Raw genomic sequence first — 24,197 nt, 5'->3', positions numbered from 1 at the left:
GAATCGACGAGCGGAACCTGCTGCAGATCCCTCTCTAAACGGGAATTATTGTTGAATTAGAAACTAATTCGGAGCATTTCCGAGACCTCGGATAGTGTCGCCACTCAGATGCCGCGCTAACCCAGATTGAGTGTCTCTCTACCCGATTCCAGTCTCCTTCTTCAGCAGTGTCAGTGTATTGTCAGCTGTTACGATCGGCGAATGCTCGTATTCACCGGTCAACTCCACCTGCACGAGTAGATCGACTGCCCGCCAGATCGAGTACAACAGACACGCAAACGCGAAGTAGAAGAAGCGAAGCCCGAAATCCTTCGACGTAGTGGCGGCCATAAATCGCTTTATCGATCTGTAGCCGCTCTCGATTTCCCACCTGTAGCCATACTCCGTGAGGTGACCACTCCCACAATTCGTCATAAACACCGAGTACTGTCGATGGTCGTCGTGCTCGGAATCTTCTTTCCGGCGGTAGATCAGCGTCGTCTCGTGCCATTCGTTCTTACCGAGATGGAGCTTGCGGTCGGTCTCGTACCGGTCTCGACCACGTCGGAGCAACCGCTTTGCCTGCGCTTTCTCACTGGTCTGCATCCGCTTGGGAACGACATAGGAGAGCCCGCGCTGGCTGATCATCTCCAAGACGTGCTGGCTATCGAACTCCCGGTCCATCAGCACGTTATCGACGTGGGCGAGCTCTTCAGCCGACTCCAGCAAGTCCTCGACGATTTCCAGTCGTGACTCGCCTTTCCGTACCGGGCGAGCATCGAGGACCAGCGGGACGGCGTTGCCGACTAACTGGACGGTCGCCCACTGGTAAGCGTACTCGTCGGTCTTCTCCTTCGTCCCGATGATCTCGTCTTCGTAGCCCGTTCTATCGCCGGTGAACGGGTCAGCTTCGGTAATGTCGATCGCGACAATACCCGCTCGGAAGAACTCCTCTGTCTCCGCGAGCTCGTCGGTGAGCTGTCGAACCGCCTGTCGGTACATCTCACGGACTTGCTCGATGGAGAGATCACGAATCTGGTCGCGATGGCCGTGCCCGAGTGGCGTTCGATCACGCGTCGATTCGTGAATGAAGCTGCGAGCACCTTCGTTAGCTGCTAAGTTCTCGCGGAGCCCCAAATAGGTCTGTAAGCCCCAGTAGGCGTTCTCGGGAATCTCACAGCCCTCTCCACGGTTGAGCGAGAACGCGGGGAACACGACGCGACTGACGTGCTTGGTAACCGTTCCTGCCTTGTCGAGGATGGTTTGATCATCAGGGTCCGATTCAGTGGTGTCGTGACCTCGATCCGGGAGGTTTCGTTCTGGTTTGCGTGGTACAGCGACACCCGCGTTCTGGGCTTTGATCAAGATTATTCGAGCCGCTTCCTGGACAGTCTCCCGAAAACCTCGCGTGAAGCGCTCGTTCCATGTGCGCCACAGTGTCGATTGATTAGGAGCTGACCCCAATCCCAGGCGTTCACAAAGTTCGGGGTGACTATCGAGGGACTCGACGAGAGATGTTTCGTGCTGCCATCCGTGGAGTTCTTTCAGCACGAACACGCGAAAGAGAGTGTCCATCTCGTAGCGTGTCGACCTTCCATAACAGTCGTGGGCCCCGAATCTGAAGTAGGCTAGTGGGAGTACGCAGACGAACGTCTCAACGGAGTTGTGGCTCTCGTGGTCAAACCATTCCTCTGAGACTGTCCGCATATCTGATTCCAGTCCAGCGAGCGACGTTCGATCGTACAGCGGTGTCGAATTATATACCGGCCACACAACATTGGACCGACGCGCAATTCTTCGGAAAACAGTTCGATGAGACAACTCATTTACTCCCATGAGAACTGGTGGAGTACGCGTGCCACAACGCACCGGTCGCGATCTGCCGAGGAAGCGGTACGAGATACCGAGGGAGGCGCTCAGTCGTGTCCCCGCCCATCTGGAGAGGGTGTCTGCGTGGTTTCCAAGTTTCTGGCTTCTGTGAGGAGCGCCACCAGATCCACTTCCGTCACTGGCTGTGCGATCGTCCCCAGCCCTGCATCGCGAGCCACACGAACCGCACTTGGCGGGTGAAGGTTCGCGTCCGACAACAGCGCATCGTCGTAGAACACCTCCCGGGGCGTTCCGCTTCCAATGACGTTGCCGTCGGCCATCACGCAGACGCGGTCTGCGACTTCAGCGGCAAATTCGAGGTCATGCGTCGACAGGACGACGCTGATACCGTCCTCGTGAATCTGCTCGATCCGGTCGGCGACCAGTTGGGACCGCTCGGGGTCGAGGCCCGCGAGTGGTTCGTCCAGCACGACAACGCTCGGTTCGAGCACGAGCACACCGGCGAGGCCGACGAGGCGTTTCTCGCCACCGCTCAGGTAGTGGGGAATCCGGTCTTCGAGGTGGCTCGCGTCGACGGTCGCGAGCGCCTCACGAGCGCGCTCTCTCGCTTTGTCACCGGGGACGCCGTGGTTCTGGAGGCCGAACATCACGTCATCGAGGACCGTGGGCGCGACGAGCTGCGTATCGGCGTCCTGGAAGACAAAGCCGACTTCCCTCCGTGCGTGTGCCTTGTTGTCTTCGGTGATCGACGTGCCGTCGACGACGAGTTCGCCGTTGTCGGGAACGAGCGTCGCGTTCAGGTGTTCGAGGAGTGTCGACTTTCCGGCGCCGTTGCCGCCGACGAGTGCGACGACTTCGTCGGGGTACACCGAGAAGTCGACGTCGTGCATGCCGACCGTCCCGTCGGGGTAGGTGTGGGCCTCACACTGAAGATCGACGAGCGGTGAATCGTCTCGACTCACAGTCTCACCCCGTAGACCGCGACCGCAGCGTAGCCGACGACGGCAACATACGAACCCACCACGATGAATAGTTCGTGGATCGGTGGCCGCGAGACGTCGCCGTACAGCGTGATGTCGCCGTTATAGCCACGGGCTCCCATCGACTTGACGAGTCGTTCGGACTGCTCGATGGCCGAGAGCATCGTCATGCCGAGGATTCTCGCGTAGAGCCGTTTGTTCGACCAGAACTCCGAGAAGTTCGCACCCCGAGAGAGCGCAGCTTTCACTAGGTCCTCAAGCGTCTCGATCATGACGAACGTGAACCGATAGGTGAGCAGCGCGATCTGGTCGATCGGCCGCGGGAGTAGTCGTCCGAGCATGTACGCGACGTCCGTGTATTTGGTCGTCATCGACGCCGTCAAGGCAAACGTGACGACCGTGAGTGATCGACAGCTGAGCTCCGCGAAGAGCACGAGCCCGGCCCACGTGACAGAAAATTCACTGAGCGGTGTGGAGAGCGCGCCACCGATTGGCGTGCCGGGTTCGAGGAACGCCAGCGGCCCGGCGACGGAGATGATGAACAGCATCGGGAGCGTGTACCAGCCAGCGAGTCGTCGGTATGGCAGTCCCGCGAGTCCATAGACCACCAGTACCGCCCCGTACAGTCCGGCCAAGAGCGCGAGGCGGTCGAACACCGTGACGGCGAGGACGAGTGCACCGACGACGCCGACCTTCGTCCATGGGTTGACGCGGTGTAACGGTCCGTCTCGCCGTTCGGCGAACGCCGTGATGAGCCGCGGATCGGGAACGTGGTTCGAGAGTGTCGTCACGGTTACCGAGCCGGGCGTTCTCCGTCTTCGAAGCCACCGTAGCGGTCGACGTAGACGTACATCCCGATACCGAGGGCAACCAGCACGAGGACGATCGCGCCGTATTCGAGCATCAGTCCGCCCTTCCGAATGGGGCCAGCGACAACGATACCGCGGCCGAAGTCGACGAACGAACCGCCACCTTCCTGCACACCGCGCTGGAGGGCTTTCGCTGAGCGTTTGGCCCACGGCAGTGCGCCGCCGGTTGCGGTGAAGCCCCAGTAGCCGGCTGCGAGGAAGGCTGCGAACAGTCCGAGGAGGCCGCCGTACTGCTTCCAGCGCTGCATCAGGCCGTCACCCCGGTCGGCTCCTCCTGGGTGTCACGGTCGGCGAGGCCGACGAGGTCGGGGCGGACGGACGCGAGGAACTGAACGATGAAGCCCGTCAGGATACCCTCGATGACTGCGACGCCGAGGTTGAGTCCGACGAGCCCAGCGACCGCGATCGTCAGGTCACCACGTGGCAGCGCGCTCCCGTTCACGCCGCTGACGACGATGATAGCCCCCATCAGGAACGCGCCTGCGGAAAGGCCGAGCGTCGCGGCACTGGCGCTGGCCGGGAAGACGTCCCAGTCCATCCCCATCAGGGTCTTGAACGCGTAGTAGGCGACGATAGCTTCGCTCGCGTTGACGAGGGTATTCGCGCCGAGGAGGCCGACTGCACCGTGGCCGAGCGCTGCCGAGAAGATATTGACGACCAGTGCAATGAGCGCTCCGAGCAGCGGGCCAGCGAGAATCCCCACGAGGCCGGTTAGGTTCATGTGGATGCCACCCCACACGGGGATGTTCAACTGAAAGATCGCGAAGCTCGCGGCCGCGCCGATGCCGGCGAGCGCAATCTGGTGTGTCTTGATGCCGCCTTTCCGGACTCGGTAGACTACGGCACTGATCAGTCCGACGCCGAGCAGCGTCCAGAGTACCAGTGCCCATAGCGGGAACGAGCCTTCTCCGAGGTGAATGTGTGCCATCTCTGGTTTAACAATTTTGCCTACGGTTATAATAAACTTGCCGTACTAGAACGAGACAGATAATAACTAGTGGCTTATTCTCGCCCAGAATTAATATAGAGTGGTCGTGTTCTTGTCGAACCCGCCAGAGACGACGTACTCAGTGCTCACCGCTCTCCGGTTGCATCGTATCGACGGGGACAACCGTGGACTCAACCGAGACTGACTCGCCAGCGCCTCGAACTAACCCGATAAACCGGAGGAAGTCGCTGTACTCGGCTTCGAGGACGAACGTCTCGACGCACCCTGCGTTGTCCTCAAGGCAGTTGTGCGAATTAGAGCGAATCGACGCCTCGAACTCGCGGCGAATCTCGACCATCTGTCCCTCTACCGCCGGATTGTCGTACCCGAAGACCGCGGTCACGGTTGCCAATACTCGCTTCCCCTCGTACTCCGTTTCCCGGTACGCCTCGAGCAGCGACTGGCACGCGTCGCGAATCACTTCGCTTCGACCGCTGTACCCGTGTGCTTCCGCAAGTGTATCGAGGTCGTCCCGGAGTCGCTCCGTCATGGATGCGCTCACTATCGGCATTCTCGGTAGACCTCGTCAGTATCTCCCATCGACCGGGCTCCCGAGTTCGTCTCTGATGCGGGCCACGTAGTCGACGAACTCGTGGGCTGTTCGCTCGCGCGGCCGCTCTAGGTCGATAGAGATGATCGACTGTACGGTTCCCGGGTCGGCGTCCATCACGACGACCCGGTCTGCCAGCGTCACTGCCTCGTCGATGTCGTGCGTGACGAACACGACCGTCTGTTCAGTCTGCGCCCAGATATCCAGTAGTTCGGCGTGCAAGCGGTCGCGGGTCCGCGCGTCCACGCTCCCGAACGGCTCATCCATCAGGAGAATCTCCGGGTCCGGGGCGAGTGCGCGAGCGATGCCGACGCGCTGTTTCATGCCGCCGGACAGCTCCTTCGGATACGCATCCTCGAACTCCTCGAGTCCGACGAGGTCGACCAGCTCCCGGACTCGCGCCTCGCAGTCCGCGCACTCACACGCGGGCCGGTCGAGGCCAAACCGGACGTTCCCGCGGACGGTTCGCCACGGGAACAGGGCGTACTCCTGGAAGACCATACCCCGGTCGAGACCCGGTTCGGTGACCAGCTCTTCGCCGACAAGGACCGACCCACTGTCCGGGTCGTCGAGTCCCGCAATCGCTCGCAACAGCGTGGTCTTTCCACAGCCGGACGGTCCGACGACACAGCAGAACTCGCCCGCCGACACCGAAAACGAGACCGAATCGAGCGCTTGCGTCGACTCGCACGCCTTGCTAACGTTCCGAAGAGTGATCTTCTCGCTGGGCGCCTCCTCGGGCTCCGTGGATGATTGCTCACTCATCGCCACGCGAGTACCCTCCGTTCGACGAGTCGAAATCCGACGTCCATACAGAGGAACGCGAGGCTGATCACGAACATATACGCGACACTGGTGGCCATCGCGAGGTTGTTCGAGGCGTTGATGATCTCGTAGCCGACGCCTGGTGCGCCGAACAGCTCGGCACCCACGACGATCATCCAGCACCGGCCGATGCTCGTTCGGAATCCCGTCAACACTTGGGGCGCGGCGCTGGGGAGCGCGACGAGTTTCAGCATTGAGAAATCGCGTTCCACACCGAGCGTCGACGCAGCGTCGGTCAGGTCGCTCGAAACCCCCTCCACACCGCCGTAAGCGCCGTAGAAGTTGATCCAGAACGCACCGACGAAGACGATAAACGCCGCGCCGGTGTGGTGGATGCCGAACCAGACGATGGCGAAGACGACCCACGCGAGCGGCGGAATCGGCCGCAGTACCCGGACGAGCGGCCGCAACCAGTCGTCGAGCGCACCGTTCCAGCCCATCGCAAGGCCGAGACTGATGCCACAGAGTGCGCCGAGGAGGAGCCCCGGCACGTAGTGGAACAGCGTCTGTGCGAGGTGTGCGAGTCCAGTCGGTAATACGAGACTCGACCCCAAGATGGGGACGACAATTGCAGTCGAAGTTGCGAACAGGTCGACGAAGGCGTGCGCCGACTCGAAGGGCCCCGGGACCAGATACCCGGGCTGGGTCGTCACTGCGCCGACCCACCACACGAGGAGGAACGCAAGGAGTCCGCCCAAGCCGCGCAAATACCGCCGCAGGTCTCCCTCGAAGCTGCCGGCAAAGACGCTGTCGGAACGGGTGTTAGTGCGCGTGCTCATTTCTGGCTAGCGTCGTAAGGGTCGAACGCGAACAGGTTCTCGGTCGCAATCGGTTCCTCGATGTTGCCGACGTTGGCGACGAACTCGCCCATCGTCGCGGCCTGGTCGGTGATTGCGTGCGGGTTCGAGACGAACTCGGATGCCTTCGAGTCCATGGCGGCCGTCGCGAGGTCCTCGCTCACACCGGAGCCGATTAGGGACGCGGCGTGGGCTGCGGCTGCATCCGGCGAAGATTCGGTGAACTCAGTCGCGGCTACGTGCTGTTCGACCAGTGATTGCGCGACCTCACTGTCGTCGAGCACCTGCTGGTTCGCGAACAGCACCGTGACCGGATGGTTCTCCAAGATGTTCCCGGACCAGGCGAGTTCGCCGAAGCCGTCCTCTTGGCCGATGATGGTTGCGAACGGTTCCTGAATGATCGTCGCGTCAATGTCACCCGACTGGATCGTCTGGACTGCCTTGGCCGGCGGGACCTTCGACTTGTCGATCACGGACTTCATCTTACCGACTGCGAGATCCTCCTGAAGCCAGTACCGGAGGACGATATCGGGGACGCTTCCGTCCGGTGGTGCACCGAACTGGACTTTCCGACCATGCTCTTCCTCGAAGAGCTCGAACGTGGCTGCCCCCTCCTGTTCGTAGCGGTCGGCGAGTTCGGTCGTCCCCACGACTTTGAAGCCGTTTCTCGAATTCGCCGCGAGGACGCCTGCATCCGTGCCCTTGTCGACGAGGACCATCGCCGGGGTAATGCCGAAGAGCGCGACATCGACATCGCCGCTCGCGAAGGCCTTGACGACGCTCGGCCCCGAGCTGAATCGCTCGATAGTGACCTCTGCGACGACGTTCTCGTAGTAGCCCTCCTGTTCCATCACATAGTGTTGCATGTTCGGGTAGATCGGGACGTAGGCGATAGTCAGGGAGTCGAGTGAGCCACTCCCTCGCCCCAGACAGCCGGTGAGTCCCGTTGCAGCAACTGCAGTTGTGCCTGCGCCTTGGAGCAATCGTCGCCGCGTGAGTTGGACCATCAGTGTTATTAAATCTGTATGCAAATATAATAACACCTGTTATTCTATTCTATTTAGTTATTATTAGCTCCTTGAGAAGGGTCTGACCGATCGCTCATCACAGCAGTCGCTGGCGGGACGAAGTTGAATTCCGTGGAGTGATCTAGAGAAGACGGACGGGAGTTAGAACGTTGGTCCCGACGATGCACGGCCTAACCGAAAAAAGGGAGGCTTCCGTGATTGTGATAATAGAGTCAGCTGACGTCCGCGAACGGTCCGAAGTCGTTGGATTGGGAGTAGTATTGCAGTTACGTCGTCAATTGTAGGGTGCGGTTATCTTGCGTATCCCCAGTATCGAACCAGATGGTCTGGTCCTCACTCGAAATTCTGGTACACTCTCATTAGTGTGATGACACTCTGATATTTCTCACACCAAACAGTCCTCTCCGATGATCTGTCGATAGTGGTTTTCGTGGGTTGTCTCTGGTTCGGCGGCGTTTTTGCTGGAGTGGCACTTGTACACGAGTCCCCAAGCAATACCGATAACGAAGCACCATCAACTCCGCAATCGTCTCCCTGTGATTGACGCTCAATACAACGAGAACGGGGATCACACCCGAAATCAACCAGAGACCGTCACTCACCGATACTCTTCAACGTCTACGACGCGCTTGGTCTCTTCGTGCGTGAGATCACTATCATCGGAGACCACGGGTGCATCGAGTTCTCGGCCCACGGCGGCGATGAGACCGTCCATCCCCGCGAGAAACGGGCCTTGCGGTCCAATCTCGCTAGCGATTTCGCCGGCTATCGCGGCTGTCTCCTCGTCGGTTTCGTAAACCTCACCCCACGAAAGGTCAGCTTTTATTGCTGCTACATCGCCGTCCGGGGCATTCCCCTCTCCGACAAGGACCTCGGCGTACGCTGGGGACGGGATAATGAACCGTTCATCGTCATGGGCCAGTAGATACTCAGCGGTGGCGTCGACACCGTTGAGATAGTCGATGAGAAATGTCGCGTCGAGTACTTTCATTCGTCGTCCGCCAGTCGACGCATCCGGTCTTTCGACTTCTGCTTGGATTTCTCACGTGCCTCTCGGGCCCGGTCGGCCTGTTCGTCTGACCACCGGCCGAACCCAGCCATGAGGTCGCGGTCGTCCTCAAGCATCCGCTGCAACACATCGTTATAGCTCTCGCCCTCCCGGCGGCGGCGGTCAAGTTCTCGCTTCACCGTGTCGCTAACTCGAATCTGTTCATCTGCGGTCGCCATTGGTACGTTGACGTTCGCGTTGACAGCGATTAATACTTGTGGGGGGCAAACGATGGAATCTCGCCGGGAACAACCGCTGCTAAGAAAATTCAATACGCATCCAGATTGAATAGTTATTCCAGCCAAAATTCCTCTGAATCTCATTTCGTATGCATTGAGACGACCAGTCTCAACTTCTCTCATGTATTGGAAGTTGAGACTACAACGGGTTTAGCGGCCTATAATGCGTGATTTCGGATGTTTCAGTGAATAGAAACTGGCTCAGATTGCTCTCCAAACGGCTATTCCTGTTGAAATCTCAACCACATACAGGAATTTTGGCGACTTCCAAAGGAGTCTGACGGAACCACCGCCCCGAGGCTGGTTCTGTTCACACGACGACCGATTCTGTACGTTCACCCTAGCGGCTTGTACATCGGAATCGATAGGTACGGAAGTGGACGCCGAGAGGCCTCCGTCCCTGCGACAGCAGCAGGTAGCCGAGGACGAAGAAGATGACACCCAGTGACCGCTGGCTCATCCACTCATCTTGTGTTCGTTAGTCCGTGCGAGTAGCGTGTTCAATACAGGACTGTTGCGCTCAGCTATTTCAGATGTTCATAGCCCCAACTCTCCAGTATTGAGGCGACAGCGTCCGGATTCTCTGCCGCGAGTTCGACGAACGCCTCCCGTAAGTCCGTCACCGAAACATCCTTCGAGCGCATATCGAGTTCCGCGGCCACATCGGCCCGAATTTGATCTTCCAGTTCAGCGTACTCGTCACGGAGAAAGGCAACGTGTTCGTTGTCTCGATCTTCTTTCACCGTTTGACGGCGAATAACGTACGGGATTTCGTTCGTGCTCATGCTGTCGGAGGTGTCGCGGTCAGATTCGGGTTCGGATTCGACTGTCTGTTCACGTTGCGGTTCCGGCGCTGCATCCTCCTGATCATCAGTCGTGTCTTCGGCGAAGGGGTCCTCGCCCGGTCCCTCTTTCATCCCCGCCATTTAGGCCACCTCCTCGATAGCGCCGGGTTCCGGCGGGTTCGGGGCTTCGATGCCGGCCTGAGCTTCCAGATACCGTGCCAGTCGGTCGTACTGGGCCAGTGTTTCGAGCTCATAGTCACGGCGGCGGTCGCGCTGCTCCCGGACGTACGTGAACGCAGAACACTGCTGTGCCCACGAGCCCTCCATGAGTGAAGTCCGGTCGCCGAACGTCTCCGGTGTCGAGTACGGGATTTCACTCAGGATGCGCTCCTGGTCGTTTGTCCCCTTCACGCCGACCGGGACGGCAGCCAACACGCCTACATCGATTTCGAGTGTGTCTTCCAGTCCTGCAACGAGTTGCTCCAGGCCCTCAACGGCGGCCTGGCCCTTCGCGCTCGGCTCCAACGGAATAACCAGCGACCGGGTGGCGTTGATAGCGTTATGAAGATGGGGGCCTTCCGTTGCCGGCGGGTCACAAATCAGCACGTCGTAGTTGTCACGCACACCGGCGTCGGCGAGCGTACTGAGCAGCGCGGCGTGGATATTGAACGCATCTCCGACCGCCGCAGCCTGGTCCTGTTCGCGGCGGAGCCAATCGCCGAGGTCGGCCAATTGATTGTGTTCAGGGATGATGTCGACGCCGTGTTCCGCAGTGACGATGAGATTCTCGAAGTCTCCTTTCGGTCGGTTAATCATATGCCGAGCGAGATGGTCGACATCTTTCGAGCGCTCCTGGTCGACGCCAAATAAACGAGACAGGTTGCCTTCTTGTGGGTCCAGTGGGACGACCAGCGGGTTGAGGCCGGCGCGTGCGTGCGCGACGGCGAGATTCGCCGCAGTCGTCGTCTTGCCGACGCCTCCGGCCTCGCTGTAGGTGCTGTACGAGAGCATACGCATCCCTTGTTGCCACTGGTTTAAATAACTCATCGATTTAATCAGTTGGTTCAATCAATTGGTTCAACCAATCGGTTGAACCGTCCAATTTAACCAATCAGTTTAACTAATCGGTTGAATCTATTGGTTGAGTTTTTCGTCCCAATCTACCAGTCAAATCAACGGGAACAATGGCACTAAAACTTCGATGGCAGGGCGTTTAGCTAACCAACATAAACGCTATTTTGGCCGCCTGTGTTGGTTAGCGTATGGCCGACGAAGACTACGCTCACCAAGCGCTGTCGGCGCTGGAACGCATCGACGTCGAGACGCTGGAGCAGGAGTGTCGTGATGCGCACGAGGACGCGATTACCGCCGTCGACGAGTTAGCCGCGCTGCTGGAGAGCGACAGCGGAGTCGAGGACCAAGACAACGTGGACACGCCCGAGGAATGGGCCGACGACGAAGATGACTGGGACGAGAAGGTATCCGACGCCTACGAGCAGGCCGAAATACCACGCTCGAAGGGCACGTTGACGGTGAAGACGATCGACGATCGCGAGTACTACTACTTGCAGTGGCGCGATAGGGACGCGGTCAGGAGTCAATATATCGCGCCGGTTAGGCCAGCGTAGTTTAACGAGAGAGCCAATGACCCTTCCTGGCTTCTTGTACCGTTTTTTGTTTATTTAGTACTGCTTGGATCTCAGTTTTTTTTATTCTTGGACATTTACTACTCTGTATCCAGTGCCGCCCGACCGCTTCCGTGGAAGTGTCGATTGATTGGCCACAGAGTGGACAGTCCGCACTGGAGCCGGCAGTATCCCCAGTAAAACTATCATATTGGTAAAGACACATATTGATAAACCTTGATTTTCCTTTCATTTTTTGATTTCTAACTGTAGCCAATCTGGTATGCCCTTAATATCTTCTTTTGTGTCAGCATCAGCACCTACACTGTCGACAAGTTCCCCAACCTGGTTAGAGAAGTCAATATCTACGCTGCTTGGTTTGTTCATTTTATAATGTCTAATTTGGCTCATTATGCTAGCGAGCAAAACTCTGGAGCCAATTTTCAGCTGTGCTCGGTTCAGTGTGACTAGACGGTTTGAAAACGAAAAAGTCCGTAGTTCTACTTCTCGAAAAATATGTTCAACGGCGTTCTGATTTCCGTGGCGTTCTGTCTGAAATCGGAACCTTTTTTATTGAGGTACCGTTCGGAGGAATTTTACACCAACTACGAGAACAACAGCGGTTTCGACACTGTGTTTTTGCCGCAGGCTCTTACCGAACTGAGTGAAACAGCATCCCGAGAATTACAGCATCCCGCCGTACGCTAGTTGCTATGTACAATCAAACAGCCTTCGGCGGGATGCTACAGGATATTGTTGAGCTCACGTCAATAGTGTTGCGCCCAGAGCCGCTCGATGAGGAAATCGAGCGGCGCTGTAAGCAGGCATGGGAACAAGCTCCTTGCCCGGAGTGTGGTGAAACCGCCATCCAGTCCGGGGACGGCAGTCCCCGGGTCTGGTGTACCAACTGCCGCTACGTCTTCTCCTACACCCGCAACACGCCCTTCGAAGGCCGCACGCTCTCTCCTGGCGAAATCGTCATTGCGTTCGTCCTCTATGCCGACACACTTCTCAGCATCCACCAAATCACCCAGCTCTTCGAAGCGGTCTACGACACGGTTCATTCCACGATTCGAGAGGTAGAAGCCGCCTTCCAGCGCGGCTTCTACCTCGTCTGGGAGCGCATCCAACACACTATCGACGGCCCAACTCAGATCGACGAAACCGGCCACAAGTGCTCTGGTTACAAGCGACAGACGCCGCCGCGGGATGGTCTCTCCCGCGGCGGCTCTGGGGAAGGGGGCCGATCACGGTGGGAAGGAGCACCTGGCGATACCATGACGCTGATCGGTGCCTGTCGTGATGTACTTCGTGTACTTCGCGCCGAGCCAGGTGCTCAACCGGAAGAACTCAAACCAGCACTCGATGAGGTAGAGATTCTCTCAGGGAAACTGGATGAGGTCTGGCACGACGGGTGGCGCGGGTACGCGCCACTCGTCTACAAGAACGAGCAGACCGTTGTTCACTCCGAAGAATTTGTTACTGATGACGGCGTCCACATCAACCAAGTCGAATGCCTCTGGTCGCTAGTGAATCCATGGCTACAGAAGTTCCGCGGCCTCTCCAAGCCTGGATTAGAGCAGTCCGTCCGAACCTACGGGTTCGTACGGACACTAAACCTCGCTGGAGCACCACTACACGGCCTTCTTGACTGCTTCGTCGTCAACGTGTTTCGCTGAGTTATGGAAGAGCCCGTCTGTGGATTCAGAGCGACGTACAGCCGGAATTACTGGTCATTGATCCGAATTACCGGTTCGTCGGCTGTGATCTGATTCGGTGATTTGCTGGATTCTGGCTGTAAATTGGCATTCTGTACCCAACCGTGAACAGTTTTCCGAGAGCGTTGGACACACAAATCATCAATTACATAGATTGTATCTTAAGTGATCGGTCGGCCGCATGCATCTGAATACCGCGCTCCATCGCTCGCTCGGGTGTCTGCTCGCGCTCCACGAAATCAAAATGAATTCAGTCGCTACTACCGCTGAGGCGGGTGGTCTCTGGTGTGGAACACCGAGAAATTCTCTCGCCTCACTTTTGATGCTTAACACGTCCAACTGAGAGCAGTCGGCCAACGGTCCACCCAGTTTAGACCGCTCGTTCACTTCATTACAGTCAGGGGTACTAGTAACAGGGTTCGCACAGTCCGAACGGTATCTCGGCCGCGGTTTCTGAGAGAGCGGGTTTCGTCGGCTAAGGGAGAAGAAGCCGCGGCTTAGCCGCCTCCGAGCGAGAAGTAACCCTGTCGACGAGGTCCCACCTCCCGTCGCCCGTGGCGAGTACGATGGACGGTCAGCGTTCCCGCAAACTCCCGCGGCGAACACACCCACTGTCCCGGCCCGACCAATCGGTGGGTGTCACGTTGGCCGGACAATTAACCGCTTGAAACGATAGCCCGCTATGGCGTTATGTGTTCACATATTAGGACAGTGTTCGTCTGAAACGAACGAATTTATCGGTTCCCGGTTCAGCCCCTGATACGAGCCAGCGTCGTACTGTACTCCCGCAGTCGTACTGTCGGATGGTGCACGTCCCAGGCTTGAAGACCCGTCTTCGCCATTGGCCGATGTCTTTCCACAAAATATAACATCTGTACATTTGTTACTTCGGGCTGTCCGAATCGTTCGCATCAGACGAACGCCCACATGCACGCATTGTTGCTGGATTCGCTCCTCGGCGAGAGTAACGTGGACACTCTTCGGTCGGACACGGACCGCTAACGCTCCGTTGCGGTCGCCTGTGCGTCCGCTCGCGACGGGCCGGCCGTACCCTTCGTTACAGATTTAACCCCTGCCCGTGAACTGTTGGACGTGTTCGACCGACGAACGCAATTAGGTCTCGGAACGTACTCCCTCACGGGTGAATCAGGAACCGATACCGTCGCGGCGGCACTGGATGTCGGCTATCGTCACCTGGACACAGCGCGGCTCTACGAAAACGAGCGAGAGATCGGCGAGGCAATCGCGGACAGCGACGTCGACAGGGACAATCTCTTCGTCGCCACGAAAGTCGCGCACTTCGAGGAGCCGGAGAAGACGGAGTCCTACGTGCATCGGGCCGTCGAACAGAGCTTCGACCGACTTGGACTCGACCGAATCGATCTTCTGTATCACCACTGGCCTCAGAGCCGAGACGATATCGAGACCGTTCTTCCGGTTCTCGAAGGGTACGTCGAGGACGGCGTCGTCGATCACCTCGGAGTGAGCAACTACACGATAGCGGACATGGAATTCGCGCGGGACCTCATAGACGTCTCAATCGATGCGCTACAGGTGGAGATGCACCCGCTGCTCCAGCAGGACGACCTCCGGGCGTTCCTCGCGGACGCCGACACGCAGTTGGTCGCGTACTCGCCGCTGGCACAGGGTGAAGTGTTCGACGTGGACGCGATATCGGCAGTAGCCAAGAAACACGGCGTCTCCGAAGCGGTCGTAAGCCTCGCGTGGCTCCTCTCGAAAGACGACGTGGCCGCGATCCCCCGGACGAATTCAGTCGACCACCTTCGGGACAACTTCGAGGCGCTCTCCGTGGCCCTCGACGACGAGGACATCGAGAGTATCGACGCCATTGAGCGAACCCACCGCTGTGAGGACCCGGACTGGATGCGGTGGTAAGTCGTCAGCGGCGGCGACCCGAATCTATTTGTCGGCTCACGCACCCAACTGGTGTATGGGCGTAGGATACACGACCATGATGTATGACGCGACGGATATCGACCGTGGACTCCGTGACATCGCGGCCTGCCGGTACGACGGGGCCGAGATCGGACTCGAAAAGGTTCGGACTGCCGGCCCCGACACCGTCGACCGGCTACTGGCGGAGTACGACCTCGACCTCTACTGCGTGATGAGCGAGTGGCTCGAAGACGAGGCGGCCGTCGGCCGAGTCGCCGACGATTTGCCGATGCTCGCCGACCTCGGTGCTGAGTTCGTCGGGTTCCTGCCACCCCAGCGCGGCCGACAGGACGACGAGACGGTCCAGCAGTGGTTCACACGCCTCACCGAGGCAGCGACCGATGCGGGCGTGACGCCGCTGGTCCACCATCACGGCGCGACCCACGTCGAGAGCGCGGCCGAGACACGCCGCTTGCTCGACGCCGTGGACGACCTCGAACTGCTCTGGGACACCGCGCACTACTATCCCTACGGGGAGCACTACCCGGACGGCGACGTGACCGACGGCATCGAGCGGTTCGTCGACGACATCGCCTACGTTCACCTCAAGGACGTAGCGCCGCCGACCGGGTTCGCCGACATCCGGGACAGTCTCACCGAGGGTGACTTCCACCTCGACAACGTCATCAACTACTTCCGCTCGTTCACCGATCTGGGCGAGGGAGTCCTCGACTTCGCGGGCGTTTACGAGGCGCTGGAGGCGGCCGGCTACGACGGTCACTACACCGTCGAAATCGAGAACCGGACGGAGAAGCCGCTGGTCCACTCGATGGAGAACTACGACTACTGGCGAGGTGTTACCACCGAGTGAGGGGACGATTCAATCGCCGCGGAACCCCGACGAACCGCTCAGGACAACTGCATCAGCGTCGCACCGGCGACGATAGCCGTGATACCGGCGAGCACGCGCGGCGATTTCGGTACTCGTCGCACCATGGCATACGAGAGCGCGACGACGACCAGCGGAGAGACGTTCGAGAGCGGAACGACGGTGACGACGGTCCCGATCCGGAGCGCCGAAAACCACGCCAGCCAGTTGCCCGCGACGAAGACGCCGGCGAGGGTGAACGCGCCGAGGGCCACCCGGTCGCGGATGCCGGCCTGCCGCCGGGACGTGCGAGAGACGGCGAACAGCACCCCGAACGCGACGAGCGCTGACGTCTGTCCGAGGGCCGTGCCGACCAGGGTGTCGCCGTAGCCGTTCAGACCTAGCTTCACGAGAACGAACGAACAGCCGAGCAGTACCATCGCTGCGACTGGTCGAACCAGGTCCGTGAGGCCGACCCGTGCGAGTTCTTCGACGAGGAGGTCGTCGTGTGACGTGTCAGCCGTCGACGACACCTGCAGCGCGACGCCGCCGCCGACGATACACAGGAGGCCGACGCCCGAGACCACTGTCAGCGGCTCGCTGAACAGCGGGACGGCCAGTATCGCGGCGACGGCGGGGTTGGCACTGACGACGGCGGCGGAAATGCGCGCGCCGATGCGGTCGATACTCTCGAAGTACAGCAGGCGGAACGCCGCCGGGTTCGCGAGGCCCGCGACGACGAACGGTGCGGCCGACTGGACCGTCAGCGAGGCGAAGGAGACGCCACGGACGAACAGCAGGGTCCAGAAGACGGCGACGCTGACGAGGACGCTGAGAAACGCGGCCGCGAGCGCGGGCGACCGTCCATCGTCGTACTCCCCGTTCGACAGGCCGTACTCGACGCTGATGGCCTGCAAGCCCGCGAAGACCGAGGCGAGCAGTGCGAGCGCCGCGCTGAGTTCGACGATCATCGCCGCCGCTGTCTGGTCTGGCCGCTCGGATCGTCGCGGCTGTCGTCCGGTCTCTCGATACGCGGATCGTCGTGTCGGTCTCGGATTCCACTCATGCATGTCTCTCTGTCGGGTGGCGGTCTACCGACTGGAACGTCTCCGTGGGCCCGCTTCAATCTTTCTCCGCGGCCGGGGACGGCTGGTGCGACCGCCGAACGAGGCGCGGCCACCAGAAGGTATAAGCGCCACGGCAGAGAACCCCAGACGATGCGATTCGGAATCATTGGCTGCGGCCTCGTCGCACAGGTCATGCACATCCCCTACCTCGCCGAGTTGCCGGACGCGGAGTTACACGCCTTCGTCGACCCCGCGACGGACAGAGCGGCGACGCTCGCGGACCGATACAACGTCCCGAACGTCTACGGGACACACGAGGCCCTCCTCGCCGACGTCGGCGACGAACTCGACGCCGTAGTGGTCCTCACGCCCTCGCACACGCACGCGGATGTAACGGTCGATACCCTCGGCGCGGGCATCCACACGCTGGTGGAGAAGCCGCTCGCGGCGACGCCGGAGGACGCGGACCGGATGGTGGACGCGGCCGAAGACAGCGATGCGACGGCGATGGTCGCGTACATGAAACGCTACGACCCGTCCTACGAGCGAGCGCAGACGGTCGTCGACGAGTTGGGCGAGATAGACCTCGTCACCGCATACGACGTCGACCCCGACCACTTCCGCATCGTCGAGGAGGTGTACGACTTGGTCCCTGGATCGCCGCCCGAGTCGGTCATCGAAGAGAGCGGGGCCAAACGGCAGGCCGACATCGAGCGAGCCATCGGAACCGACGACGAGACGCTCGTCGACGCCTACGACTTCCAGCTCGAACACGTCTGTCACGACGTGAACGCGCTCCGAGGCCTGTTCGGCAGCGTCGAGTCTATCGACCACGTGAACGTCTTCGCCGACGGCCGATACGCGACGGCCCACCTGACCTACGAGGACGGCGTCGAATGTGTCTTGGAGACCGGCGACTCCGACCGGAAGTGGTTCGAGGAGTTCGTCCGCGTCGATTCGCCGGAGGGGATGGTCACCGTCGACTTCTCGAACCCCTTCATCAAAAATACGCCCACCGAACTCCACATTAAAGAGGGGACGGAGGAACTGACCGACACCGTCGAGACGCCATCGTACGAAGAACCGTTCAAGCGGGAACTGAAGACCTTCATCGAGTGCACAGAGGGTAAGAGCTCAGTCCGAACCACGTTCGCGGAGGCGCGAGACGACCTGCAACTCATCGTCGACCTGTTCCGAACGTACCGCGGGGAGACGCCGCGGGCGAGGGACTGAAGGACCGAAAAACGCCCCTGCTCGTTCTCAGCGCTCCCGGAACGACCGAGCGAGGGGTAGAGATTTATACGCGCGGGTGCATCGATTCGGTGTTCCAATGCAAGCCGTAGCACTCTATCCGGACGGCCCGGAACTGCGCGTCATCGAGAAGGCCGACCCCGTCCCCTCGGACGACGAAGTGCTCGTCCGGACGCTGCGCGTCGGTATCGACGGGTCGGACAGGCGAATCGTCGCCGGCGACATAGGGGGAGAGTGTCCCGCCGGCTCCGACCACCTCGTCATCGGTCACGAGGCAGTAGGTGTCGTCGAAGACCCGAACGAGAGCGACTTCGAAACGGGCGACGTGGTCGTCCCGATGGTGCGCCGGCCGACGGCCGAGCCGTTGCGGTTCGCCGAGACCGGCGAACTCGACATGGCTCCGCCCGGAGCGTTCTCAGAGTGCGGCATCACGGGCGCACACGGCTATATGGTGGAGTACTTCACCGCCGACCCCGAGTACCTCGTTCCGATCCCCGACTCACTCGACGACTACGGCATCTTCGTCGAACCGGCGAGCATCGCGGAGAAAGCACTCGACCAGGCGTTTGCGGCCCGGTCGGGATTCGACTGGCGTCCGGAGACGGCGTTCGTCCTCGGCAACGGCAACCTCGGGTTGCTGGCCCTCGCCCGCTTCTCGACGGGCGAGGAGTTCGACCGAACGTACTGTCTCGGTCGGCGCGACCGCCCTGATCCGACCATCGAGTTCGTCGAGTCGGTCGGGGGGACGTACGTCGACTCGCGGGAGACTGAACTGCGTGAGTTCCCCGCTGTCTACGAACCGGCCGACTTCGTGTTCGAGACGACCGGCTACCCGCGGCACGCCATCGAAGCAGCGGGTGCGCTCGGCCCCAACGGCATCGTGACCCTGCAGGGAATACCGGACGAGAGCACGTTCGAGGTAGAAGGGGGTGGCTTCCACTCGGACCTCGTCGTCAACAACAAGGGCGTCCTCGGCGTCGTGAACTCTCGCCGTCCCCATTTGGAGGGCGCTGTCGAGTGGTTACAGGCGGTTCCCCCGTCACTCCTCGACGCCCTCGTAAGCGGTGTGTACGCCGTTGAGGACGTGGAGGAGGCACTGAGCGATGGGGACGAGAGAATAAAGACTGTCGTCTCATTCGAGAAGTGACGGACTCCGGCGCGAGCGGACGGAACGAGTGGTAGTCGAAGCGTTCGACGCTATGACTGCGACCCGGCCGACGAGGAGGCGCGCGTCGTCGCGACCATCTCTTCGGGGTCGCCGATTCTGTCTCCGGTTTCCGGATCGAAGCCGTGGACGAGTTCGTCCTCCAGCGTGAGCCAGACCGTGTCGCCACGCGTCGTGTCGATGGTGCTCGGCGCGACGACGGTCAGGCTCACGTCGCCAGCGGCCACCTCGACGATCTGTTCGTCTCCCTGCGGTTCGGTCACTTCGACCTCGGCCTCCACCGCGTTGGCAGTCTCCTCTGTGTGGATGCTGAAATACTGCGGGCGGACGCCGAGAGTCATCTCGTCGGTGCCGCTGTATCGCTTCGCCACGTCGTCTTCGAGTGTCACATCGAAGTCGTCCGGCGCGTTCTGGGCCTGAATCCGCCCGTCCGAATGAGTGACCTCAACGAAGTTCATCGACGGCGACCCGATGAACCCGGCGACGAACTGATTCACCGGCTGGTGGTACACTTCGTCCGGGGTCCCGATTTGCTGGATGTGGCCTTTGTCCATCACGACGAGCTTGTCACCGAGCGACATCGCCTCTTCTTGATCGTGAGTGACGTACAGCGTCGTGATGTCCATCTCTCGCTGAAGGACCTTGATTCGGCTGCGCATACTGATTTTGAGCTTCGCGTCGAGGTTTGCGAGCGGCTCGTCCATCAGGAACACCGCTGGACGACGGATGATTGCCCGACCCAGCGCAACGCGCTGTTGTTGCCCCCCGCTGAGATTGGCAATATCTCGGTCGAGCAGTTCCGGAATCTCCAGTGTCTCCGCCACCTGTTGGATACGGTCTTCGCGTTCCGCTTTGTCGACATCGGCGACCTTCAGTGGGTAGCCGATGTTCTCGCGGACGGTCATGTGTGGGTACAGCGCGAAGTTCTGGAACACCATCGCGATATTCCGGTTCTTCGGGTGGACATTGGTCACGTCGTGACCATCGAGCGTAATCGTTCCCGAGGTTGGCTCTGTGAGTCCGGCCAGACACCGGAGCGTGGTCGTTTTGCCGCACCCGCTAGGGCCCAGCAGTATCGTGAACTCGCCGTCGTCGACCTCGAGGTCGATGTCCTCTATCGCTATCGTTTCGCCGTACGCTTTCTTGACTGAATCGTATTCGACAGTTACCATTGCGTATCACTCTCCGTTGCCGTGGTGACTCGATTCGAGGCCGGCGTTCCGGCACGTCCGTTCGACTGTGAGCGTCGGTGTGCATTCATTTGCCGACCGCCCCCATGCTGAACCCTCTGACGAGTTGCTGGCGCGCCATGAACGCGAACAACAGGACGGGAACGAGCGCTATCGTCGCCGCGACACTCATATTGATCCACTGGACAGAGAACTTCGTAACGAAAGAGGCGAGTCCCACGGGCACGGTAATCGCCTGCGAACTCTGTGCGAGAATCACGGCAAACAGCAGTTCGTTCCACGTGATTATCGTCGTGAAGATGGCCGATGCGATGAGGCCGGGTTTCACGAGTGGCAGCACGATTTTGAAGAAAGCACCCAGGTGGGTGTGTCCGTCGATCATCGCGGACTCGATGAGGCTCTCCGGCACCTCCTCAAAGAACCCCTTCATCATCCACACCGCGAACGGGATGTTGAACATCGTGTAGACGAGGATGAGCCCCCGGAGTGTGTTCACCAACCCGAACCCACGGAAGATGACGAACAGGGGGATGATCGTGACGATAGGCGGCATGAACCGCGTCGACAGGATGTAGAACGGCAAGTGGAAGTCTAAATTGTAGGGGTAATCGAACGTCACGAACGCGTACGCGGCCATCGCGCCGACGGTCGTCGCGATAACCGTCGTGACAACGGTGACGATGACGCTGTTCGTAATGAAGGTCACGAACTCTGGCCGCTCCGCGAACAGTCGGGCGAAGTTGGCGAACTGCGCGTCTACAGGGATCCACTGGGGTGGGAATGACAACAGCGTCTCGCGCGACTTCAGCGTGGCCGTCACCAGCCAGTACACTGGGAACAGCGTCCAGACGAGGAAGACGGCGAGGACGCCGTAGACGCCAGCCTTCATGAGGCCCATCTCGGTGAGGCGTTCGTGTAATTGTTCGAGTCCCGACGGTTCCGTGTAGGGCATCGTATCGACCGGAGTGTCCTGTTTCGTCGTCATGATCCGAACTCCACGTTAGCGATTTTGACGAAGCTCATGGCCAGTATCAACACCAACACGAGGAGTGACACGGCCATCGCGGAGGCTTCGCCAAAGTTGTTGAACCGGAACGCGGTCCGGTACATTTCCATACTGATGACGTTCGTCGCGTCGGACGGGCCGCCGCGGGTGAGGATGAATACCTTTGCGAACACGCGCAGAGCGTCCACCAACCGAATGATCAGGATCAGAACGATCAGTGACTTGAGGTACGGTAGCGTGATGTGGATAAACCGCTGTCGCCGGGAAGCGCCGTCCATAATCGCTGCCTCGCTGATATCGTCTGGTACCGACTGTAGTCCCGCGAACAGCACCAGCACGACGAGCGGCGTCCACTGCCAGATGTCGGTGAGGATGACGGAGTACAGCGCCATGCTCGTCTCGCTGATCCACCCGACGTTCGCCCCCCCAGTTAACGGTGCCGCGATGTAGTCCAAGAGGCCGTTGGGCGCGTACATGAGCCGCCAGATCAGTCCGATGACCGTGGGCGAGAGGATCATCGGAACGAGTATGAGGGTCTGCCAGAGGCCACGGATCTTTATTTTCTTGTTCAATACCAGCGCCATGGCGAACCCGATGAGGAATTCGAGCGTCACGGCGATACCGACAAACTTCGCCGTTACGACCAACGAATTTATGAACGCGCCGTCGCTGAGCAGTTGCACGTAGTTCTCGATACCGACGAAGACCGTCCCAGTCGGTAGATACGACTGCGTCGAGAACTGGAGCGCCCGAAGCAACGGATAGAATGTCAGCAAGAACAGAATCAGCACTGCCGGAATCGTCATCAACCACTTCAGGTGGTTGTCGATCCACAGCAGTACCTCCTCGCGGCTGGACGTTTCCGTGCTGAACTGCGCGACCTCCGAAGCCACTGTCTCACCTTCCGTGTCAGTTGCCATCGGGATCCACTCCGGAAGGCGAGGCGGGTATCGCCGGGTGACAATTGCTGGGGCATGTCAGTACAATGCGCGAATCGCGTTCCATAGTTGTCTGTCTCACTCGTAGTAGTTTGCGTTTGCGAGGATATCTTCAACCTGGCTTTTCGCCTCTTGGGTCATCTCGCTCGGGGACAGGTCTCCTGCGAGCGCCGCGTTCAGCAGTTCGCCATGCCCGATGCCAAACTCGGAGTACAGCGGGGTCCGTGGCCGGTACTGTGCCGTTTGGAGGCTCTCGTACAGGGCGGGGAACCACGGCTGGGAGTCCATGTTCTCCTCGAAGGTGTCGTGGCGGAACGGCACGCCGCCGAGTTCGACGTACTTGTTCTGGGCCTCCTTCGAGACCGCCGACCGGATGACTTCGCCGGCCGCCCGCTTCTTCGAGTCGTCGATGTAGCTGTTGATACCCATGATCCAGTTGCCCTGGGTCGGCGCCTGTCGCTCCGCGCCGGTGTGGCCCTTGGGAATGGGGGTGAACGAGATATTGTCGGCCTCCTCGGACTCCTCGGAGTCGAGCAGGAGCGACGCGGCCGAGGGCCACGCCGGGGCCTGTGCGGCCGACCCGCTGGACAGGCCGTTGAGCACCGCGTCACTGTCGAAGGAGGTGACGCCGTCCGGGCTGATTGATTTGAGGTCCTCGGTGTAGAACCGAACGGCCTCCGTCCCGTTTTCTCCGCCCCAGTTGTACCGCCAGTCGTCGTCGAACATCGTCCCGCCGATGGCGTTACCGAGGGCGAAGAAGTTCGCCATCACCGGGTTACCGCGCTTCCCGCGGATGATGTACCCGTTCGTGCCGTCTATCTGCTCGGAGATCTGCTGGCCGGCCTCGTAGACGTCGGCCCACGTCTCTGGCGCGTCTGCACCGACCTGATCGTAGAACCCGCTGTTGTAGGCGAACAACTGCGTGTTGCCGACGATGACCTGACCGCGAATCTGCTCCTCCATCCCTTCGGCGGACGGGATGTTGGGCGCGCCCGGCGTGGGCCACGTCGCGATGTCGACGGTCGTGTCGATGAGTTGGTCCATCGGCAGGTCTTCCGGGAGCCACTGCTGAATGGGGTCGACGTGCCCCGCGAACTGCGGGAACCACGGGTCGTCCATGAACGTGATGTCGTACGCGTCGCCCTGTGTCGAGAGGACGCTGTTCGTCTTCTCGAAGAGGTTCGCGTACGGGAACAGTTCGACGTTGACCGTGATGCCGGTGTCGTCGGAGACGTACTCGTCGACGAGTCGCTTGAACAGGCGACCGGACCCCTCGACTGCCGCGACGGACAGCTCCTGTGCGGTCTGATTCGACCCGGACCCAGTGGACCCGCCACCGTCACCACCGCCACCGTCACTGCCCCCGCACCCTGCGAGGCCAGATAGGGCTACGACACTCGCCGTCGCACCGATGAACTTCCGACGTGACGTGGCTGATCTTCGGGCTCTGTCGTTCGTGTCGCTACCACTATCCGTTCTCTCATTGCTAGCTCGAGTCACATCACCACTCTCTCTTTCCTCCGTAATAAATCATGCTGTTACGTTCAGCTGTTTA

24 protein-coding genes are annotated in these 24,197 nt (G+C 60.0%); 6 read left to right on the top strand and 18 right to left on the bottom strand.

Features of this window, described 5'->3' with window-relative positions; all coding sequences use genetic code 11:
• Window positions 1–138 precede the first annotated feature (138 nt).
• From D3D01_RS18270 to D3D01_RS18205, 13 genes are all read right to left on the bottom strand, one after another.
• On the bottom strand, window positions 139–1,815 hold the full coding sequence (locus D3D01_RS18270; protein WP_121513239.1) for a transposase: 1,677 nt from the start codon (window positions 1,813–1,815) through the stop codon (window positions 139–141).
• Window positions 1,816–1,895: 80 nt separating this feature from the next.
• Entirely contained in the window at window positions 1,896–2,699 is an 804-nt protein-coding gene (locus D3D01_RS18265; protein ID WP_199725457.1) for an ABC transporter ATP-binding protein, read from the bottom strand.
• Between the two features lie 68 nt (window positions 2,700–2,767).
• The gene (locus tag D3D01_RS18260) at window positions 2,768–3,580 is read right to left on the bottom strand and encodes an energy-coupling factor transporter transmembrane protein EcfT (RefSeq protein ID WP_121513237.1); all 813 of its coding nucleotides are present in this window, start codon (window positions 3,578–3,580) and stop codon (window positions 2,768–2,770) included.
• Window positions 3,581–3,582: 2 nt separating this feature from the next.
• Window positions 3,583–3,906, bottom strand: coding sequence for a cobalamin transport operon protein (locus D3D01_RS18255; RefSeq protein ID WP_121513236.1), 324 nt, complete (start codon window positions 3,904–3,906; stop codon window positions 3,583–3,585).
• Window positions 3,906–4,586 carry an energy-coupling factor ABC transporter permease gene (locus D3D01_RS18250; protein WP_121513235.1) on the bottom strand — a complete coding sequence of 227 codons (681 nt, stop codon included), beginning with the start codon at window positions 4,584–4,586 and terminating at the stop codon, window positions 3,906–3,908. Before D3D01_RS18250 ends, D3D01_RS18255 begins: the two co-directional genes overlap by 1 nt.
• A gap of 139 nt (window positions 4,587–4,725) precedes the next feature.
• Window positions 4,726–5,136 carry a CopG family ribbon-helix-helix protein gene (locus tag D3D01_RS18245; RefSeq protein WP_121513234.1) on the bottom strand — a complete coding sequence of 137 codons (411 nt, stop codon included), beginning with the start codon at window positions 5,134–5,136 and terminating at the stop codon, window positions 4,726–4,728.
• 36 nt (window positions 5,137–5,172) lie between these two features.
• On the bottom strand, window positions 5,173–5,967 hold the full coding sequence (locus D3D01_RS18240) for an ABC transporter ATP-binding protein (RefSeq protein ID WP_121513233.1): 795 nt from the start codon (window positions 5,965–5,967) through the stop codon (window positions 5,173–5,175).
• The gene (locus D3D01_RS18235; RefSeq protein ID WP_121513232.1) at window positions 5,958–6,800 is read right to left on the bottom strand and encodes an ABC transporter permease; all 843 of its coding nucleotides are present in this window, start codon (window positions 6,798–6,800) and stop codon (window positions 5,958–5,960) included. Before D3D01_RS18235 ends, D3D01_RS18240 begins: the two co-directional genes overlap by 10 nt.
• Entirely contained in the window at window positions 6,797–7,825 is a 1,029-nt protein-coding gene (locus tag D3D01_RS18230; protein ID WP_199725449.1) for an ABC transporter substrate-binding protein, read from the bottom strand. Before D3D01_RS18230 ends, D3D01_RS18235 begins: the two co-directional genes overlap by 4 nt.
• 619 nt (window positions 7,826–8,444) lie before the next feature.
• Window positions 8,445–8,837 (bottom strand): PIN domain-containing protein, encoded by a 393-nt coding sequence (locus D3D01_RS18220; RefSeq protein ID WP_121513231.1) that lies wholly within the window; start codon window positions 8,835–8,837, stop codon window positions 8,445–8,447.
• On the bottom strand, window positions 8,834–9,073 hold the full coding sequence (locus D3D01_RS18215; protein ID WP_121513230.1) for an antitoxin VapB family protein: 240 nt from the start codon (window positions 9,071–9,073) through the stop codon (window positions 8,834–8,836). The genes D3D01_RS18220 and D3D01_RS18215 overlap by 4 nt, the downstream gene beginning before the upstream one ends.
• A gap of 584 nt (window positions 9,074–9,657) precedes the next feature.
• The gene (locus D3D01_RS18210) at window positions 9,658–10,059 is read right to left on the bottom strand and encodes a hypothetical protein (RefSeq protein ID WP_121513229.1); all 402 of its coding nucleotides are present in this window, start codon (window positions 10,057–10,059) and stop codon (window positions 9,658–9,660) included.
• Complete coding sequence (locus D3D01_RS18205; RefSeq protein WP_121513228.1) at window positions 10,060–10,929, bottom strand: ParA family protein; 870 nt, start codon at window positions 10,927–10,929, stop codon at window positions 10,060–10,062. It lies immediately after the preceding gene.
• A 251-nt stretch (window positions 10,930–11,180) separates the two neighbouring features.
• On the opposite strand from D3D01_RS18205, the gene D3D01_RS18200 reads away from it, so the two are divergent.
• The 4 genes from D3D01_RS18200 to D3D01_RS18185 all read left to right on the top strand — a co-directional run bounded on the left by D3D01_RS18200 (window position 11,181) and on the right by D3D01_RS18185 (window position 16,028).
• Window positions 11,181–11,546 (top strand): hypothetical protein, encoded by a 366-nt coding sequence (locus D3D01_RS18200; protein ID WP_121513227.1) that lies wholly within the window; start codon window positions 11,181–11,183, stop codon window positions 11,544–11,546.
• 710 nt (window positions 11,547–12,256) lie between these two features.
• Window positions 12,257–13,222, top strand: coding sequence for an IS1595 family transposase (locus D3D01_RS18195; protein WP_121513226.1), 966 nt, complete (start codon window positions 12,257–12,259; stop codon window positions 13,220–13,222).
• Between the two features lie 1,131 nt (window positions 13,223–14,353).
• Window positions 14,354–15,157, top strand: a complete 804-nt coding sequence (locus D3D01_RS18190; RefSeq protein ID WP_121513225.1) for an aldo/keto reductase — start codon at window positions 14,354–14,356, stop codon at window positions 15,155–15,157.
• 55 nt (window positions 15,158–15,212) lie between these two features.
• Window positions 15,213–16,028 (top strand): sugar phosphate isomerase/epimerase, encoded by an 816-nt coding sequence (locus tag D3D01_RS18185; protein WP_121513224.1) that lies wholly within the window; start codon window positions 15,213–15,215, stop codon window positions 16,026–16,028.
• 38 nt (window positions 16,029–16,066) lie between these two features.
• Here D3D01_RS18185 and D3D01_RS18180 read toward each other — a convergent pair whose 3' ends face one another.
• Window positions 16,067–16,996 (bottom strand): EamA family transporter, encoded by a 930-nt coding sequence (locus D3D01_RS18180; RefSeq protein WP_233563488.1) that lies wholly within the window; start codon window positions 16,994–16,996, stop codon window positions 16,067–16,069.
• 246 nt (window positions 16,997–17,242) lie between these two features.
• Between D3D01_RS18180 and D3D01_RS18175 the strand changes: the two genes are divergently transcribed.
• Window positions 17,243–18,325, top strand: a complete 1,083-nt coding sequence (locus tag D3D01_RS18175; RefSeq protein ID WP_121513222.1) for a Gfo/Idh/MocA family protein — start codon at window positions 17,243–17,245, stop codon at window positions 18,323–18,325.
• A 97-nt stretch (window positions 18,326–18,422) separates the two neighbouring features.
• Complete coding sequence (locus tag D3D01_RS18170) at window positions 18,423–19,490, top strand: glucose 1-dehydrogenase (protein ID WP_121513221.1); 1,068 nt, start codon at window positions 18,423–18,425, stop codon at window positions 19,488–19,490.
• 50 nt (window positions 19,491–19,540) lie between these two features.
• Here D3D01_RS18170 and D3D01_RS18165 read toward each other — a convergent pair whose 3' ends face one another.
• The 4 genes from D3D01_RS18165 to D3D01_RS18150 all read right to left on the bottom strand — a co-directional run bounded on the left by D3D01_RS18165 (window position 19,541) and on the right by D3D01_RS18150 (window position 24,142).
• Complete coding sequence (locus D3D01_RS18165) at window positions 19,541–20,680, bottom strand: ABC transporter ATP-binding protein (RefSeq protein ID WP_121513220.1); 1,140 nt, start codon at window positions 20,678–20,680, stop codon at window positions 19,541–19,543.
• Between the two features lie 85 nt (window positions 20,681–20,765).
• Entirely contained in the window at window positions 20,766–21,683 is a 918-nt protein-coding gene (locus D3D01_RS18160; protein ID WP_121513219.1) for a carbohydrate ABC transporter permease, read from the bottom strand.
• The gene (locus tag D3D01_RS18155) at window positions 21,680–22,624 is read right to left on the bottom strand and encodes a carbohydrate ABC transporter permease (protein WP_121513218.1); all 945 of its coding nucleotides are present in this window, start codon (window positions 22,622–22,624) and stop codon (window positions 21,680–21,682) included. The genes D3D01_RS18160 and D3D01_RS18155 overlap by 4 nt, the downstream gene beginning before the upstream one ends.
• Before the next feature lie 96 nt (window positions 22,625–22,720).
• Entirely contained in the window at window positions 22,721–24,142 is a 1,422-nt protein-coding gene (locus D3D01_RS18150) for an extracellular solute-binding protein (RefSeq protein ID WP_199725447.1), read from the bottom strand.
• Window positions 24,143–24,197 lie beyond the last annotated feature (55 nt).

The organism is Haloarcula sp. Atlit-7R (assembly GCF_003666065.1).
Taxonomy (GTDB): Archaea; Halobacteriota; Halobacteria; order Halobacteriales; family Haloarculaceae; genus Haloarcula; species Haloarcula taiwanensis.
Note: the sequence above shows the minus strand (reverse complement) of the source record. Positions and strands in the feature narration are given on the sequence as shown.